At 36.8% G+C, this 17710-nt stretch carries 21 protein-coding genes; 4 read left to right on the top strand and 17 right to left on the bottom strand.

The features are described 5' to 3' along the window. Positions 1-7 precede the first annotated feature (7 nt). Complete coding sequence (locus JM84_RS03425; RefSeq protein ID WP_144782795.1) at positions 8-1822, top strand: GNAT family N-acyltransferase; 1815 nt, start codon at positions 8-10, stop codon at positions 1820-1822. 35 nt (positions 1823-1857) lie between these two features. Here JM84_RS03425 and JM84_RS03420 read toward each other — a convergent pair whose 3' ends face one another. The 17 genes from JM84_RS03420 to serS all read right to left on the bottom strand — a co-directional run bounded on the left by JM84_RS03420 (position 1858) and on the right by serS (position 15809). Next, positions 1858-2571 carry a flavodoxin family protein gene (locus JM84_RS03420; protein WP_144782793.1) on the bottom strand — a complete coding sequence of 238 codons (714 nt, stop codon included), beginning with the start codon at positions 2569-2571 and terminating at the stop codon, positions 1858-1860. 126 nt (positions 2572-2697) lie between these two features. After that, positions 2698-3102 carry a response regulator gene (locus tag JM84_RS03415; RefSeq protein ID WP_144782791.1) on the bottom strand — a complete coding sequence of 135 codons (405 nt, stop codon included), beginning with the start codon at positions 3100-3102 and terminating at the stop codon, positions 2698-2700. After that, positions 3099-4592: a PAS domain-containing sensor histidine kinase gene (locus tag JM84_RS03410; protein ID WP_144782789.1), complete on the bottom strand. Its 1494-nt coding sequence runs from the start codon at positions 4590-4592 to the stop codon at positions 3099-3101. Before JM84_RS03410 ends, JM84_RS03415 begins: the two co-directional genes overlap by 4 nt. A gap of 187 nt (positions 4593-4779) precedes the next feature. After that, positions 4780-6201, bottom strand: coding sequence for a pyridoxal phosphate-dependent decarboxylase family protein (locus JM84_RS03405; RefSeq protein ID WP_144782786.1), 1422 nt, complete (start codon positions 6199-6201; stop codon positions 4780-4782). Further along, complete coding sequence (locus tag JM84_RS03400) at positions 6201-6530, bottom strand: ArsR/SmtB family transcription factor (RefSeq protein ID WP_013750470.1); 330 nt, start codon at positions 6528-6530, stop codon at positions 6201-6203. Before JM84_RS03400 ends, JM84_RS03405 begins: the two co-directional genes overlap by 1 nt. Before the next feature lie 108 nt (positions 6531-6638). Further along, a complete protein-coding gene (locus JM84_RS03395) occupies positions 6639-7034 on the bottom strand; it encodes a TM2 domain-containing protein (RefSeq protein ID WP_013750471.1) in 396 nt (131 codons plus the stop codon). A 66-nt stretch (positions 7035-7100) separates the two neighbouring features. Next, the gene (locus JM84_RS03390; RefSeq protein WP_144782784.1) at positions 7101-7493 is read right to left on the bottom strand and encodes a VOC family protein; all 393 of its coding nucleotides are present in this window, start codon (positions 7491-7493) and stop codon (positions 7101-7103) included. Positions 7494-7514: 21 nt separating this feature from the next. Further along, complete coding sequence (locus tag JM84_RS03385; RefSeq protein WP_013750473.1) at positions 7515-8027, bottom strand: DUF4199 domain-containing protein; 513 nt, start codon at positions 8025-8027, stop codon at positions 7515-7517. A 30-nt stretch (positions 8028-8057) separates the two neighbouring features. After that, positions 8058-9005 carry a 2-hydroxyacid dehydrogenase gene (locus JM84_RS03380; protein WP_144782782.1) on the bottom strand — a complete coding sequence of 316 codons (948 nt, stop codon included), beginning with the start codon at positions 9003-9005 and terminating at the stop codon, positions 8058-8060. 10 nt (positions 9006-9015) lie between these two features. Beyond that, positions 9016-9177: a hypothetical protein gene (locus tag JM84_RS15350; RefSeq protein WP_186439098.1), complete on the bottom strand. Its 162-nt coding sequence runs from the start codon at positions 9175-9177 to the stop codon at positions 9016-9018. 4 nt (positions 9178-9181) lie between these two features. Then, positions 9182-9568: a cupin domain-containing protein gene (locus JM84_RS03375; protein ID WP_144782780.1), complete on the bottom strand. Its 387-nt coding sequence runs from the start codon at positions 9566-9568 to the stop codon at positions 9182-9184. A 75-nt stretch (positions 9569-9643) separates the two neighbouring features. Then, a complete protein-coding gene (locus tag JM84_RS03370; RefSeq protein WP_144782778.1) occupies positions 9644-10069 on the bottom strand; it encodes an acyl-CoA thioesterase in 426 nt (141 codons plus the stop codon). Beyond that, entirely contained in the window at positions 10066-11415 is a 1350-nt protein-coding gene (gene mgtE / locus JM84_RS03365; RefSeq protein WP_108877627.1) for a magnesium transporter, read from the bottom strand. Before mgtE ends, JM84_RS03370 begins: the two co-directional genes overlap by 4 nt. A 71-nt stretch (positions 11416-11486) precedes the next feature. After that, positions 11487-12353, bottom strand: coding sequence for a 16S rRNA (adenine(1518)-N(6)/adenine(1519)-N(6))-dimethyltransferase RsmA (gene rsmA, locus JM84_RS03360; RefSeq protein WP_144782776.1), 867 nt, complete (start codon positions 12351-12353; stop codon positions 11487-11489). Further along, positions 12353-12661 carry a DUF4286 family protein gene (locus tag JM84_RS03355; protein ID WP_013750480.1) on the bottom strand — a complete coding sequence of 103 codons (309 nt, stop codon included), beginning with the start codon at positions 12659-12661 and terminating at the stop codon, positions 12353-12355. Before JM84_RS03355 ends, rsmA begins: the two co-directional genes overlap by 1 nt. Positions 12662-12673: 12 nt before the next feature. Beyond that, positions 12674-14467, bottom strand: coding sequence for a tetratricopeptide repeat protein (locus JM84_RS03350; protein WP_144782774.1), 1794 nt, complete (start codon positions 14465-14467; stop codon positions 12674-12676). A 70-nt stretch (positions 14468-14537) separates the two neighbouring features. Beyond that, entirely contained in the window at positions 14538-15809 is a 1272-nt protein-coding gene (serS, locus tag JM84_RS03345) for a serine--tRNA ligase (protein WP_013750482.1), read from the bottom strand. 362 nt (positions 15810-16171) lie between these two features. Here serS and JM84_RS03340 point away from each other — a divergent pair, with 362 nt between their 5' ends. The 3 genes from JM84_RS03340 to JM84_RS03330 all read left to right on the top strand — a co-directional run bounded on the left by JM84_RS03340 (position 16172) and on the right by JM84_RS03330 (position 17489). Next, positions 16172-16471, top strand: coding sequence for a hypothetical protein (locus tag JM84_RS03340; RefSeq protein WP_144782772.1), 300 nt, complete (start codon positions 16172-16174; stop codon positions 16469-16471). A 119-nt stretch (positions 16472-16590) separates the two neighbouring features. Continuing rightward, positions 16591-17151 carry a hypothetical protein gene (locus tag JM84_RS03335; RefSeq protein WP_144782770.1) on the top strand — a complete coding sequence of 187 codons (561 nt, stop codon included), beginning with the start codon at positions 16591-16593 and terminating at the stop codon, positions 17149-17151. A 92-nt stretch (positions 17152-17243) separates the two neighbouring features. After that, entirely contained in the window at positions 17244-17489 is a 246-nt protein-coding gene (locus tag JM84_RS03330) for a hypothetical protein (RefSeq protein ID WP_144782768.1), read from the top strand. Positions 17490-17710 lie beyond the last annotated feature (221 nt).

The following is a 17710-nucleotide window of genomic DNA, read 5'->3' as shown; positions in this document are numbered from 1 at the left end:
AACAATAATGGGTCTAGTCACCGCTAAAGAAGTTGCACGAGCTATAAACGTCGATAAATTCGGCTTTATAGGCACCTTTGCTGGGTGGTCATTAATGAAGATTCTTAAAATCTCTTCTCTCAATAAAGTTTACGACCGTAATAAACATTTAGGAGATCTTGAGTTCCTTAATGCATTGCTTGATGAGTTTAATATCAAGTTTGAAATACCAGAAGAAGATTTAAAAAGACTACCTAAGGACGGCGCTTACGTAACCATATCAAATCATCCTCTAGGAGGAATAGATGGCATATTACTGCTCAAGTTAATGCTCGAACAACGTCCAGATTTTAAAATTATAGCAAACTTTTTACTGCATCGTATAGAGCCGCTCAAGCCATACGTAATGCCAGTAAATCCATTTGAAAATAAAAAGGATGTAAAGTCCAGTATCGCTGGTTTTAAAAGTGCTATATCTCACCTTAGAGACGGTCATCCCCTTGGTATCTTCCCTGCTGGAGAAGTCTCTACGTATAAGGATGACAAACTCATTATAGATAAACCTTGGGAAGAAGCTGCTATGAAGCTGGTCAAGAAAGCAGAAGTGCCTATTGTACCCATTTATTTTCATGCTAAAAATAGCAGACTGTTTTATCAACTATCAAGCTTGAGCGATACACTTAGAACAGCTAAACTTCCTAGCGAACTCCTTACTCAAAAAAACCGAGTAATAAAGGTACGTATAGGAAATCCTATAAAGGTAACCGCTCAAGAGGAACACGAGTCACTAGCAGATTTTACAGAGTTTTTACGCAAGAAAACGTACATGCTGGCAAATTCCTTTGAGAAAAAGAATATTTTAAAAGACATTCCTCAAAAATTAAAACCGCCAAAGGAGCCGAAGAAGATTGTTACAGAAATGAGTAGCGACCTTATAGAAGACGAAATTTTACGCTTGCGCGAAAATGACCGTCGCCTCCTCACTAGTAAAAACTATGAAGTATATCTAGCTCCTGCTCAAGAGATACCTAGCATTTTAAGAGAGATAGGGCGACTTAGAGAAATCACGTTTAGAGCCATAGGAGAAGGAACAAATGAGGCTATAGATCTAGACAAATTTGACAGATATTATTACCATATGTTTTTATGGGATAATGAAGCAAATGCACTTGCAGGAGCTTATAGAATGGGGCTAGGATCAAAGATTTATAAGGAGCACGGTATAGATGGGTTTTATCTCCAAGATCTTTTCCGTTTTGAGCCAGAGCTGCACAAGATGATGAGTGAGAGTATTGAAATGGGTCGTGCCTTTATCATCAAAGAATATCAACAGAAACCTATGCCGCTTTTTCTTTTATGGAAAGGTATTGTACATACTACATTGCGCTTTCCAGAGCATAAATATCTTATAGGTGGGGTAAGTATTTCGAATCAATTTTCAAACTTCTCAAAGTCGATGATGGTTGAATTTATGAAATCCCATTATTACGACCCTTATATCGCACAATATATACGTCCTAAAAAGGAATGGAAAGTAAAGCTCAAAGATGCCGATAAGGAGTTTGTTTTTGACGAAAGTAAAGCAGATCTAAATAAGTTTGATAAACTCATTGAAGAAATTGAACCAGGATCACTACGACTCCCTGTTCTCATTAAAAAATACATTAAGCAAAATGCAAAAGTTATTGCATTTAATGTAGATCCCCTATTTAATAATGCAATAGATGGTCTTATGTATATACGCATAGCAGATCTACCAGAGAGCACCGTAAAACCTGTTATGGAAGAGTTTCAAGAAGAGCTTGAAAAAAAATATAATCAACGTAATACAGAAGAGGAATAAAAAAATTTTACTCCCCTCTCTATATAAATCTTATACTATCTGTATTCTGGATTTTCAAAATTCCAGCGAGTACCATCATCCCAGTCACCTCGTGAATTTCCATAAGCTGGATATCCACCTTGTGCTTTAAGCATACTTGCAAGATGCAATAGGTTGTATGTCATGAAGGTCGTATTACGATTTGTAAAGTCGTTATTTTTTGCTCCACTTTCTTCATCGTTATAACTAGCGCCAGGACCAGCCTCGCCTATCCATCCGCAATCTGCTTGTGGAGGGATGCTATAACCTATATGTTGCAAAGAGTAAAGCGTACTCATGGCTACGTGCTTAATACCATCTTCATTACCCGTGATAATACAACCTCCTACTTTGCCGTAAAAATAGTACTGACCTTTCTCATTGCGATTACCACTCTCCCCGTATAACCGCTCTATAAGCTTTGTTGCTACAGATGACTTCTCACCTAACCAGATTGGAGTTCCTATCACAAGGATATCTGCCTCTTCTATTTTTTTAAAAATTTCTGGCCATTCATCTGTCTCTTCTCCATGTTCTGTCATGTCATGATATACGCCATAGGCAACATCATGATTTACAAATCTTAAATATTCTACAGTAACACCTTCAGCTCGCATAATATCCATAGAGACATCCATGAGTGCTTTAGTATGGCTCATGTGAGGTGTTTTTTTGAGCGTGCAATTTATATACAGCGCTTTTAGATTTGAGAAATCAGGTTTTTCTTTCATATCAACGATCTGACGTTTAAACTCTTAAAAACTTACATTTTTACGACCTGATTTGTACTTAAACCAATTTTATCCAGCTCTTAGCTTATTTTAATAGGAATTACGCTTTCGCGAAAGCGCACTAAATCAACCTTCCATCTGCGACATCAAATCGTCGAGCTTATCTTGAGTAATGGGCTTAACAATGAAGTTTTTTACGTTGCTATAGGACTTGGCTTTTTCCTTATCTCTAGGGTCTATGGAACTTGTTACAATAAAGATGGTAATTTTCTTAATCACCTCTATTGTAATAATACCGTCTAAAAATTGCCATCCATCAAGAATAGGCATATTTATGTCTAACAGTATTACATCTGGAATTGCAGACTCTACAGTACCTCTCAATACCGGAGCAAGGTGATTGAGCGCTTGTTCTCCATCATGAAAAATTAAAAACCCTTTACAGAAGTTACTCATTTTCATTAATCGTTGTGCACCAAAAACAAAGATTGGGTCATCATCTATTATGCAGGCTATATCTATTTGCTTCATCGCTTTAAATAAATTTTAAATGTAGATCCCTTACCTACTGTACTTTCTACTTTTACACACCCTCCTAATGCTTCAATCTGGTTTTTTACAATATATAAGCCTAGACCTCTTGAATTTTCATTTCTATGAAAAGTCTTATAAAGACCAAAAATTTTACCTCCATGTAGATCTAAATCTATTCCAAGACCGTTATCTGTAAAGTGGATAATCGTATAATCATCATTTTGGGAAGTACTTATTACTACCTTTAAACACGTATCCTCGCGTCTATACGTAATAGTATTAGATAAAATATTTAAGAAAATACTTCTTAAGTATTCTGGAATACCCATTACTCTAAGCTCTGCAGGAATTTCTACTTTTACGGTGCCCCCCACCTCGTGAAATAATGTATTAAGACTTGCAAGTGTTTTATCTATAATTTGAACAATATTAATCTCAACAAAATCTTCAGAAGTGACGTTTTCAAAAGATGATACTTCGCTCAAATTTTCAATAGTCTCTTCAAGATTTCCAAATGCATTCTCTAGCATTTGAAACACCGAAGATTCTTCTATTTTAGGAATATCCTGTTTTAAAAAAGTCAACAACATATCTAAGTTACTCGTATGTGATCGTAGATTATGAGAGACAATGTGTTTAAAATTTAATAATTTTTCATTTTGTCCTTCTGTTTTACTTAAAAGATCTTCAATTCTATGCTTTGCATTTTTAAGAGATGTTATATCTGTAATCTGGCATATGTAATAATCTGGATCCGACATCTCAGATTTCACTAATGAAACTGAAAGCAATGCCCATATAGTTTTACCTGTTTTATGTACAAAGCGCCTCTCCGCTTGATAATTTTCTATGTCTCCAGACAGTAGTTGGTCTGTGAGAATTTCATTAATAGGAACATCTCCTGGATAATTCAAATCATGAAGCTTTAACGTATTAAATTCATCTACCGTATACCCAAAAATCTTAGAAACCTGAGGGTTAACTTGTATCCAATTTCCTGCTAAAGAAACCAACGCAACTCCATTAGGAGCGTTAGTAAAAGTTTTCCTAAATTTTTGCTCTTTTTGCTTGAGCTCTAACTGCGCCTTTTTTTGAAAATCAATATCTTGAAAAACACCATATAATTTAACGCATTTTCCCTTTTCAAGAACAGGAACCCCGACAGATCGGACCCATTTTTCTTTACCAGTAGCAGTCATAATTAAATAATGCCCATCAAATTTTTTTGAGTTAGACATAGCATCTTCAAAATCTCGCTGTATTTTTTCTCGGTGATAACCCTCTTTATAAAATTTTATAGCCTGAGTAAGGTTGGGCTGGAAGTCACTAGAAACCCCGTGTATTTCTTTTGTACCTGCACTCCAGTACACCTTTTCTTCTCCCACATTAAACTCCCACATACCAATAGATGCCGCTTCTTGTAATAACAAAGATGCGTTCTCATCAAATGATGGAAACAACGAAGCAGGGGGAGTAAAAATTTTCATCTATAGGTTTGCCATAACATTCTGATTAACAGAACTATTATCCACTTTAGTTAACTAAAATAGATAATTTAATTTTAATTTGCATAGAATAGCTAACCCTTATTCATTTTTAAATTTATCATACTAGAAATAATTAACGCAGCAGAGCCATTATTAAAATAATTAAATTGCCGCTTAAATAGAATTTTTAAGAAATTCTAATGGCAATTTCTCTAATAACGTCAAGCAAGCGCTCTGTGTGTTTTGTTGTCGTAAAAGGGTTCATAAATGTGGTTCTTAAATAGAATTCTCCACGTAAAGAGGTTCCCACAATATAAAACTCTCCATCTTCTAGTAGTGCTTTTCGTATGTTCTGATTGATACGATTGATATCACCAGCACTCGCTTTGTATCTAAAACATACAATATTTGAGACAGGAGCTAGCGCCACCTCAAAATCTTCTTGCTGCTCTACCAGCGCACCAAAATCCCTTCCCGCATCATAAAGCGTAGTAACAAAATCATCAAAAAACTGAAGTCCATATGCATTTATAATAGCATAAAAACGCAAACTCATCATGCTTTTTGTACACTCAAAAGTCCTTTTGGCTAGGTTAAACCAGTCTGCATCTTCGTTCTTTTCCCAGAGATATTGTGCTTTTTGCTCAAAAGTGGCATAGCTCGCCGTACTTTCTTTGAAGACCACTGCAGTTGCCAGCGCACTTGTGCCCATCATTTTGTGACCGTCTATAATGATAGAATCGGCTTTATCTGCTCCATTTAAGAGATGTTTATACTTTGGTGAAAAAATAGCTGCTCCACCATGGGCTGCGTCTATGTGGAACCATATTTTTTTTGCTTTCGCGAAAGCGTGAATCGCTTCTAGATCATCGTAAACCCCAGTACTTGTGCTAGGAGCACTCCCGACAATAGCAATCACCTCATAACCTTTTGCTACAGCCGAATCATAGTAAGTATCTAACAGTTCTGTGCGCGTCTTGTAAGTGTCATCTGCAGGCACTTTTATAATGCCTTCACTCCCAAGGCCCATAATTCTAGCTGCTCTATCTACGCAATAGTGAGCTTCCTCAGAAACCATAATGGCAAGTTTACTGCTGTGCCCTTCATTCCAAACATCACCTTCTGCCATCACTCTGCGAGCAGCAAGTAAGGCTGTAAGGTTTGCGAGCGTTCCTCCAGAAGTTAGAAAACCGTCACCATTATCAAAGCCAATAACTTTTGCAAACTGCTCGATAATCAATCGCTCCAGTGCAGTAGATGCTGCTCCCATCTCATATACTGCCATCCCATTATTAAGTTGCGCGCTCAATAGTGTGGCTAAAGCAGATACAGGCACGGTAGGTGCCACCTGATGACCTATATATTTAGGGTGGTGCGTGTGTATTGACCTCGCGATAACAGTCTTAAAAAAGTCTGAGGTTGTGTGATTAGATGAAATATACTCTTTCCAAAATTGATACTCATCTTCTGGTGTTGTCCACGTGATGACTTTCTCTGATTTTCCCGAGGTAGTGTCAGACAGGTATTGAGATATCTGATTTACTAGATCTGTTCCTTCTTCTTTAAAGAGTGAGCTATCGTATGCTTTTTTTAATAGGGATGTACTCATTACTTCTCAGACATTTTTGATTTAGTATGCTCAAAGAAATCGTAAAACAGTCCTTGCAATTGCTCCCATTTGCGAGCATCTATACTATAATACTGCGCTTTACCCTTAAACTGGCTTTTTAAAACTCCTGCTCTTTTAATTACTTGTAGGTGTTGAGAGGTGGTGGGCTGCGATAGTCTTATTTTCTCTGAGATATCTTGACATAGGCAACCATCGCAATCACCTATGTATTCTATGATAGCCACACGTGCGGGATTAGAGAGAATCTTTGCCAGATCTGCAATCTGATTTGCCCTCATAGAATGTATATGCCTTTTTGTAACTCCCATAATATTGCGTTGTTTATACTCTAAAGATATATATAAATTGTAATATCGCTATATTACGATACAATATTTAACAAAAAAGCCCAGACTAGCTGAGCTTTATTAATAATTCTAGAACCAAGATTTCTTATTTACTACATATGTAGTATGAAAATCTTCGTCAGATTTCGTTAGATATATAATACCCTCTATAAAGCCCACAATTCCCGCAGCACCACATGTTACAATAGTTGCTCCAAGCTGAATAAGACCTTCTTTAGTATAACCCAACATAAATTTATGGATTCCTAAATATCCGAATATAATTCCCATTATACCAATTAATACTTTGTTGCTTACTCCAGTGTTCACCTTATTCCATTCTTCTTTTGCACTATTGCCAAATTCATTGGCAGTATCTTTTGCTTCGTTTGCAAAATTACTTGCAGCTTTTTTTGCGTCGTCTGCCATGTTCTTTGCATCATTACCTGGCTTATCACCTGGGATTTTTTCATCTTCTAAACTCATCTGGTTGGTTGTTGGTTGTTGGTTAATTAGCTCTAAAACTACAAAAAAGATTGAGATACTTCTACGCTATTCTTCCTTTAAAAACTCACTATCAATAGGTTCCCACAATTCGATTTTGTTTCCTTCTGGGTCAAGTATCCAGCCAAATTTCCCATAGCTATATTCTTCTACCTTACCTACAATTGTTACACCTTCTTCTTTGAGGACAGCCAATAACGCAATTAAATCATCAACCCTAAAGTTAAACATGAACTGCTTCTTACTAGGAGAAAAATAGGTCGTATCATCGTCCATGGGACTCCATTGAGTGGAGCATTTCTTTCCGTTCTCATCTCGCCACCAAAATGTCCAGCCATATTGATCTGTGGGAATCCCTAAGTGGTTTTTATACCACTCCTTTTGTGCATCTGGATCTTCACTTTTAAAGAACATTCCTCCTATTCCAGTAACTCTTTTCATAACGCTATATATTTAAGTGACTTACTCTTTCTTGAGTATAAATGCTGCAATAAGACTTACAATAAAACCTAATATAAACGTCATTACAAACATCATAAGCCCCGCAATAAATGACATCTCCGTACCGCTATATTGACTATACATTTCCCTTTGAGCCTCAAGCTGAGAGATAGCAACTGGATTATTTGACTCCACAGCAAGTTCCATGGCATAATCATTATACTCTATAAAAAAGGATGGATTTACAAATAAGGTATAGACAATATCTGCCAGCGCTACACCTAACCCTCCTAGAGCCGCAATAATAATTCCTGTTTTTAAGGCTTTCCCGAAAGATATTTTTCCAGCATACACCGTATCGCGCTGATAAGCAACACCAAAATATACCATAGCCGCTGTCATACCCATAACTCCCCATCCTACGAGCTCTTGTGTTCCATAATCGAGACTCTTACCTAAATATAGAGCTAGTGAAAAACCAAGCAAGCCTATGAAAAAGGCAATCATTCCAAACTTCTTTATTACTAAACTCATAGTATTATATGTATAATTAATAGATTGAATCTAAGAAAATCGTTTCAATATCTTATCTACAATCGTTTGAGATAACTTGATTTTACTTTCTACTGTCCATCCAGCAATGTGCGGAGTAAGTAGTACATTGTCTTGCTTAATAAGATATTCCAATGGTGCTGGCAAATTTGAACTTCCGTCTGTCATAAATAAATTTTCAAAAGAAAGCTTTTCATATTCTAGCACATCAAGTCCTGCACCAAGTATTTTTTTACTTTTTAAAGCTTTTACGAGATCTGCAGTGACTACAGATTTCCCCCTAGCGGTATTTATGAGATAAAATGGTTTTACAAATGCACTTATAAATGCCGCATTAACCATTTTATCTGTTTGCGGAGTCCAAGGCGTGTGCAAACTCACAACATCTACTTGCTCTTGAAATTCTTTTAATGATACTTGGCGTGCACGCTCGTCTCCCACATTTTCTTTAATATCATAACAGAGCACCTCACAATCAAAACCCTGCAGTTTCTTTGCAAAAGCCTTTCCCATGTTACCGTAACCTATGATTCCAACCGTCTTGCCTTCTAGCTCAACACCTCTGTTTGCTTCTCGGTTCCAGTTACCAGCTTTTACTTCTGCATCTGCGCGGTTTAAGTTATTGAAAAGACTCAATAACATTCCTAGCGCTTGCTCTCCTACGGCATTTCGATTACCCTCTGGCGCACTAATGAGATAAATCCCCTTGCTCTCTGCATAAGGAATATCAATACTTTCTAGTCCAGCACCTACACGAGCGATAAATTTGAGATTAGGCGCTGCATCAATAAACTCCTTATTAATATTAAAACGGCTTCTTATCACAATCCCATCATATGGAGCAATGATAGCCTCTGTCTCCTTTTTTGTTATTGTGTAATTCTCCACATTCTCATGACCCGCAGCCGTGAGCTGCTCTATAAGAAGTGGGTGATTATTATCTAAGTGTAATATCTTCATTAAGGGTTTTTTATTTTTTTCTTACAGGAATCCAGCCTAAAAAAAGACCTAGTCCTATTGCCATCATTATTCCAGACACAAAACCTATACCTCCAGACACATCATCAAAAGCAAACATAAATGCTCCCGCAATTGCCATAATAACAATACCTATTATCTTTCTATTATTCATTATTTTAAATTTTAGGATAGCTAGTTTGTGTTTTTTCATGACTCACTTCACCTGTATGCGCAGTAGTTGATTTCTCAAAAAGCAATAGGTGTACTTCCTCTCCGTCTTTTGTAGTTGGGCAATGTTCTACGCCTTTAGGTACGACAATGATTTCGCCTTGATTTACAATTTCAGACCACACATTTTCTGGATTTCCGCTTTTGCGAAAGCGCATTTCTAACACTCCTTTTTGCACATAAAACAACTCGTCTTCATCCTTATGACTATGCCATACAAAGGAACCAGAAATCTTAGCAAGCAAGACTTGCATATCATCTACCGTAGCAATCTGGTGTGGATGCCATTGCTTATCAAATTTGGAGTACTTTTCTTTTATGTTGATGGGCTTCATAAAACGACTTCTTTAAGATAAAGATAAGGATTTATAAAACTGTTTCTGTGTAGATAACCAATAATGAACTATGTATTAAAATAGCTCAAGCACCTCCTTAGGCACACGAATAGGTCTGCCTTCAGGCATTTTTAGTAAGCACCAGTTTGTTACTGCGCTTACAAGAATTTTTTCTTCTCCTTTACGACGTATTTCTGTGTGACGGACAGAGGTTGCGGCAGTAAACGTTTTCACGAAAGTGGTGACCACAATCTCATCACCCTCAAAAGCTTCTGCTTTATATTTGATATGGTGATCCATAACGACCCACGCCATTTTATGAATCCCTAGACGTTCTTCCTCTGGGTCTTCATCCTTGAAATAAGTTGCTGTGGCAGCATTCCAGTGTTTTGATGCAGCTATTTGCACCCAATCTAAGTATACTACATTATTTACGTGACCTAGAACATCTATAGCAGATGGTGGAACGGTGAGGTGATATGAAAACGTTTGTTTTCTCAAATACCTAACACCATTTTTGCAATCCAGAAGTAAATTAATATTCCGAAAATATCATTACTTGTAGTAATAAATGGTCCCGTTGCAATCGCTGGGTCAATCCCACGTTTGTGCAGAAATAATGGAATAAACGTACCTATAATTCCTGCCATGATAATTACTACAAAAAGTGATGCAGAGATTGCAATCGCTGCTCTCACATCTCCATACCACAATGCCGTAAAGGCAAACAAAGCAAGTCCTAATAGTAGTCCGTTAAGTGCTGCTAATAGCATTTCCTTTACAAGACGATTCCCTATACTTCCTTTTACGTCATCATTAGCCAATCCTTGCACAATAATCGCACTAGATTGCACACCTACATTTCCAGCCATAGCCGCAATAAGTGGTGTGTAGAAAAAGAGCAGTGCATAGCTCTCTAGTATATCTTCAAATCCTCCCATGATAGTCGCAGCTCCTACTCCACCTACTAAGCCTAAAAACAGCCATGGCAATCTTGCTCGTGTGAGTGTAAGAATACTATCATCTGCCTCGACATCTTGAGAGATACCTGCAGCCATTTGGTAATCTTTTTCTGCTTCTTCTTTTATAAAATCTACAATATCGTCAATGGTAATACGTCCCATTAAAATATTCTTATCATTCACCACCGGTATCGCCTCTAGGTCATACTTCTGCATGAGCTTAGCTACATCTTCTGCACTGTCATTAATATTTACAGAGTCAACCTTAGGAATATAAATTTCGGCAATTTTTGTTTTTGTATCAGAGGTAAGTAAATCCTTGAGAGATAAGCGACCTATAAGTTCGTCTCTTTTTGTAACTACATAAATGGAGTGTACTCTAGTGACTTCTTCTGCCTGACGGCGCATCTCACTTACACAACCACCTACAGTCCAAGAATCCTTTACTCTTATGAGCTCCTTAGCCATTAACCCACCAGCACTATTCTCATCATATTGCAGCATCTCTCGTATGTCTGCCTTGTGCTCCTCATCTTCTATTTGATTAATAACAGCAAGCTGCACATCATCATCAAGCTCTGCAATCATGTCTACCGCATCATCAGTATCCATTTCATCAACTTCGTCTGCTATTTCTGCTGGAGTAAGATTGCCCAGTAACTTTTCACGCACATCCTCATCAAGCTCCATAAGAGCTTCTGAGGTTTGCTCACTATCTAGTAAAAGAACTAGGTATGCAGCTTCATCTGCATCTACCTCATCTAATACTTCGGCTATATCTGCATGGTGAAGCTCAGAGAGCAACTCTTTAAGTGCGGTCTCATTTTGAACAGCTACATATGCTTGTATTTGATCGATAAGATCGCTAGTGAGTTCAAATTGCATAAGGTAATTTTTGGTAGTTGGGCAAATATAGGAAAAGCGCTTACGGAGATAGAATAGTTACCTCATAGAATTTACGAAGTAGCGATATCTTCTGTAATTGCTGCCGTAAGTGCTATAAATTCTTGTACAGATATTTGTTCTGGTCTCCTCGTTAAGATTTCTCGCTCTCTAAACTCATCACTTAGCCCCATTCCTTTCAGACTATTTCGTAAGGTCTTCCTGCGCTGCTGGAAAGCCATTTTTACAACCTTAAATAGCATCTCTTGTGTACAACCTATATCTTGATATCCTTCTTTTCGCTTTAAGCGTAAAACACCACTATCTACTTTTGGTGGCGGTATAAATACGGTAGGAGGTACCGTAAATAGGTATTCTGCATCAAAAAAAGCTTGTACTAGTACAGACATAATTCCGTAAGTCTTACTACCGTGATCTGCACAAATACGAGCAGCCACTTCTTTCTGAAACATTCCCGTAAACTCTGGTATGCGCTCCTTATGTTCTATGGTCTTAAATACGATTTGAGTACTAATATTATAAGGGAAGTTGCCAGTAATTGCAAGTTGCTCCCCTGGATATATCGTATCGAGATCATACCGTAAAAAATCTGCTTCAAGAACCGTAAAATGCTCATCATTGAGCTTATGCTCTAGTGTAAAAGCACTCTGTAAATAAGCAATAGATTCTCTATCGAGATCCATCACACTAAGACGTGTGGGTTTTTCAAGAAGATACTTTGTAAGTACTCCTGTACCAGGACCTATTTCTAGCACATGACTATATCCCACATAAGTAAGGGTGTCTGCAATATCTTTTGCAACAGATTCATCTCCTAAGAAATGCTGTCCTAAGTGCTTCTTTGCCTTAATGCCTTGATCGTGCGTATCACGATGAGCATGTGGCTTTTCAAACTTACGTTTTGAGCTGTGCTTCGCCATTAGTGCTGACTGATTATTTCTAGTTCTGTTCTAAAAGCGACAAACTTACCAGCAAACTTATTACTCGCAAGTCTTAGTCTATCTGCATCTTGCTCGTAGTAAGCATCTAGATGTTGCTGGCTAGGGCAACCATATTGAACAGAGTATGTCACTCCGCCCATTTCTTCTTCTGTGCGCACTCTAGTCATTAATGCTTTTACAAATTTACCTGTAGCAATCACCTCTGGAATATGCACTTGTTGCATCCAGGCGAGCCATTCTTTTTCTACAGATTCTTCTATGTTTATGGTAACGTTATATATAAGCATTTTCTATGTTTTCTAATTAATTGCGTCGCCTCTCAAGTTCCTAAAGCGCTTCTGTGCCTCTACATAATAGATGCTATCTGCAAGGTCAAAAATAATGCGTTCGTAATTATTTTTTGCCTTTTCTGGTTGATTGAGTGGTCCTTCGTATAATCTTGCTAGGCGATAATATGCATCATCTGCTAGTACGCCATCGCTATAATATTCTATAATTGTGAGGTAGTTTTTTTCTGCTTTCGCAAAAGCTTCTTTACGCTCATAAAGCTTAGCTTGAGAAAGCAATGCCTCGTCTTCTATCTTTTCTCCCTTGTGCTTCTCTAAAATATCATCATATAATGCTATAGCCTCTTCAGGCTTGTTTTGGAAAGCTAGCAAATCTGCAGTGGCATATTTTTTAAGTGCCGTTTGTAAACTATCATCCATGGAGTTATTTCTAATAACGAGTAATAACTCTAGTGCATCATTTGCAATAAGTTGTGTTGCACCAGCCTTCAAGACATTAAGTTGCGACTCTGCCCAGTCAAAATCTGCTTTATAGTAACTAGTCTTTGCCACCTTAAATCGTGCTTCCTGCGAGATCACATTATTCTGGATTTCATTTTGTATCTGAGAATAATAGATGAGCGCTTGATTAAACTTTTCTGTAAGCACCAAAATGTCTGCTAGCTCCATCTTAAGACGAGCATGGTCAAACCTATCACGAGGGATTTCAATCCCTTTTTTAAGATAAGCAATAGCCTCATCTGGCTGCTCCATGTTAAACGCAAGAAAATGCGCATAATCTATTTGCAAAGGTACCGTGTATTCCTTCTTAATATATTGATCTAGCAAGGCTTCAAAACGTGTTTTAACAAGCGCTTCATCTTCTGCCGTGACTGCTTTTTTTACCGCTAGTTGTATTAACTGTTGCTCTGCATAAAGCTTAACACTACCAGCAACTACGTTATCTCTTAGAAATTCTAATATCTCTGTCGCATCTTCAATAGCATTCTCTTCTATCGCTATTTCGGCTAGATTTACGATACCTTCATGTCTTCCTTCTGTACGACGATAAATCGCCTTTTCTTGTGCAAATGCCTTTCTATAATCCTTTTGCTGTATAAAAAGCCAACTAAGCAACTCATTATAAAGCACATTTTGTTCTGTTTGTAATCGTTTTAACAAGGTCTTTCTAAAGATGATGTTAGCCTCATTAAGCGGATCATCATTGACATAAAGGGCAAAATTACGTTGAGCGGCTTGTAGATAGTTTTCACTCTTATTAATTAAGTCTAAGTAGGCATTAAACATCTTCTCTACCTCTCCTAGCTCCCCATAGAGTCTCGCTAGTTGCACATTGTAGTTTGCTCTCGGATTATTAGCCATCGCAATCTCGTATGCTTGAACAGCCCTTGTAAGCAAGCTATGCTCTTGAAAAGCTCGAGCAGCGCGATATGCACTCATAGTATTACTCTCTATGCCTGCAATTACCTGATTATAATAATCCTGAGCGATAGAATCTCGCTGTTGTAATTGATGATTATAACCTATCTCTACATAATAAAAACCTTTATCGCGAGTAGCGGCAAGGTTTTCGTTAAGCACACTTTCGGCTTCTTTATATTTTTCTAACTGCTGGTAGCTTTTTACAAGACCGGTAATGAGTACGTGATTACCCTTCTGCTTAAGTAATGCTTTTTTGTAAGAAATGATGGCCTTCTCAAACTCACCTTGATCTGCATAATTGCGAGCAAGTTGTTCTGTTTGCGCTTTCGCGAAAGCGAAAAACCCAAACACACAGATGAGTATTAAAAACCAATTTTTCTTCATATCCTAAAGATAACGAAAAACGTGCCATAGCAATTGCTCTGACACGTTTCTTATCACTGTTAATGCGTTATTAGTTAATCATATCAAATCCGCAATAAGGGATAAGTGCCTTAGGAATTTTTATTCCTTCTGGCGTCTGGCAGTTTTCAAGAATTCCTGCAAGTACGCGTGGCAGCGCTAGTGAGCTACCATTAAGTGTATGTGCAAGCTTGTTCTGTCCATCTTCATCCTTAAAACGAAGTTTTAAACGGTTTGCTTGAAAGGTCAAGAAGTTAGACACAGAACTAATTTCTAACCAGCGATCTTGCGCTGTAGAAAATAATTCAAAATCATACGTAAGGTGCGCTGTAAACCCAAGGTCACCACCACAAAGACGTAAAATTCTGTAAGGCATCTCTAGCTCATCCAGTATTGTTTTTACGTGATCTACCATCCCGTCTAGTGCGGCTGCACTATCTTCTGGACGTTCTATACGTACAATCTCAACTTTATCAAACTGATGCAAGCGATTTAAGCCACGCACGTGTGCTCCATAAGAACCAGCCTCACGACGGAAACATGGTGTGTACCCAGTACAAGTTATAGGCAACTCATTATGATTGCGTAAATCACCGCGAAACATATTTGTCACTGGCACCTCTGCCGTAGGGATTAAATATAAATCATCTTCGGTCACGTGATACATTTGCCCTTCCTTATCTGGAAGTTGGCCAGTACCAAAACCTGACGCCTCATTTACAAGGTGCGGCACTTGGTATTCTGTATATCCAGCCTCTGTATTTTTGTCTAGAAAGTAAGCGATAAGCGCACGTTGTAATCGTGCTCCTTTGCCTTTATATACTGGAAAACCAGCCCCAGCAATCTTAGTTCCTAGTTCAAAATCAATAATATCATATTTCTTTGCAAGCTCCCAGTGTGGCTGTGCTGCTTCATGCAACTCAGGAATATCTCCCTTGCGAAAGATTTCTTCATTATCCTCATCACTGTTACCCTCAGGAACACTGTCATGTGGGATGTTTGGGATTTGATAAAGCAAGTTTTGCAAATCCTCAGAAGCAGTGTTTAATTGCTCTTGGAGGGTTTTAGATTGCTCTTTTAAACCTGCAGTTTTCTCTTTGAGAATATTAGCTTTTTGAGCTTCTCCACTCTTAAAAAGCATTCCTATTTCCTTGGAAAACTTATTACTATCTGCAAGCACTTCATCAAGTTGCGCTTGCGAACTACGACGAAGATCATCTGCCGCCACTACTTGATCAAGTAAGGTTGCGGCGTCTATATTTCTTTTAGATAACGCTTTCGCGAAAGCTTCTTTGTTTTCTCTAATGTGTGCTACTTCTAGCATAGTGGAATGGTTTTTAAAGGAAAAGGTAAATTTAAGGAAATGCTCCTAAGAATACAGTGACAGAAGGCTTAGATTTTTTTATTTCTCTAGAAATAAAAAAATCTACTCAAATAAAGGAAATCCGTAACATAGTTAATATGAGGTGATGTAGTTTTGAGGTTAACACGTAACTAGCAGCTTCAATTTCTGGTTTAGATGTTGTTAGAGCTATTGCACGACTATATTCACGCGGATATATTTTGTAGAATTACTACTATTAATCATATACAAAATGATTTATATTTTAGAGTTACATATAACAGTTACGAAGCAAAAATTTTTGAACCTAAGCAACAGAAACAAATTGCCTAATTAATAATATCATGAATAAAGTAATAACACTATTCTTAATTATTCTTTCTTTCCAAGAAACTAGCGCTCAAGAGCCACATATATCTGATACTTTATATTTTGAGTATAATACTGATTATTTGAAAGAAATATCCGTCGATTTTGGAAATAAAAAGGATCGGTTGTATTTAAGGGCGACACCAGAAATTCAAGGAAATTTCTTTTTTGAAATTCAGGGAATCCATAAGAATAGTATCAGTCGAGATACTCAAGATTTTAAAGATGTTTTAAATAATAATAATCTTTTAATTGAAAAGATAATTTATACGTAAAAACGCTAGAATTTTGGAAATTTTTAAGAGGCAGGACATTATTTTTTGTAAAAAAAACGCCGAGCACTATATTTTCTATGAGGTAATAGGGATTGCAGAAGAAATTTAAAACAACTAAAATGAAAATACTTAAACTATTATTTTGCATCTTCTTATTTTATTCTTGTAGCTCAAAAATAAAAATCATTGACATTCATAAAACAACAGACAACGAAAATTTAAAAAAAAATTATTATTTAAAAGATAAGAATAGAAGTTTTGAAAGATTAAGTGGTAAATGGCTGTGGTCTAATAATATAGATTCTCTTATTATTGAAGCGACTCCCTTTTATAAAAAACGACGTCAAAGTCCAGTTAGAGATTATGAAAATGTATTTTATGACACTTGTATTTTAAATGTTAAATATGTGAAAAAAGGTGAAACAATAATTGATAATATAGGTCCATCAAAAGGAGATAGCTGCTTAGTCGTCAGTCCATTCAAAGTACAAACAAATGTTTTTTATTTGAAAAATAGGTGTCAAAAAGATAATGGATCTTACTTAGCATTAAGAGGTGACAATGAACAACTTTTTTTTATAAGTCCTTATGTCAAACAAGAAAGAGTGTTAGTTAAAAAAGAAGGAGAGTATGAGGTTGTAATACCACACTCTATTGTTTTAGATAGAGTGATGCAGTAGGAAAGACTATATTATTTATGAGACGCAAAAGTGTATTAAATTCGCCATCTTATTCTCTATTCACTTTTGTCTCAATGATTTAACTTTCTAAAATGAACTATTACCGAATTAGACACAGTACAGATAGAAAAATTGTAGGCAAATTTACTCAGATTAATGAAGTGAAGCATAGATGTAGCGTTGACGATAAAAGATTTATAGATAGCGTTTTTTTTGAAAAAGCATCGTTTGATCCAATTACCTCAATAGGAATTTTAGACAAAAAAGCTAAAATTACAGATCTTATAAGTACCTCAGGGCAAGGTTATATGGGGAAACTTTTGATAAATTGCAATTAGAACTTTATGAAAATTTTTAACCTCGCAACTAGGATAATACTTCCTGTAATCATATGCTTTCTTTTACTTCTTATAAAAGATTTCATGGGAGGCTTTCAGTTTATCCTGATTTTTGCATTGATAGTAATCCTTTTCAATACAAATAAACTGAAATACTTAACTTCAGTAAGTTTATTATTATCAATCCTACTGTCTGTTCTCATTTTTTTTCTTTCCATTCT

Origin of the sequence: Dokdonia sp. Hel_I_63 (assembly GCF_007827285.1) — a bacterium.
In the GTDB taxonomy this organism is placed as follows: Bacteria; Bacteroidota; Bacteroidia; order Flavobacteriales; family Flavobacteriaceae; genus Dokdonia.
This window is presented reverse-complemented; position numbering and strand designations above follow the sequence as displayed.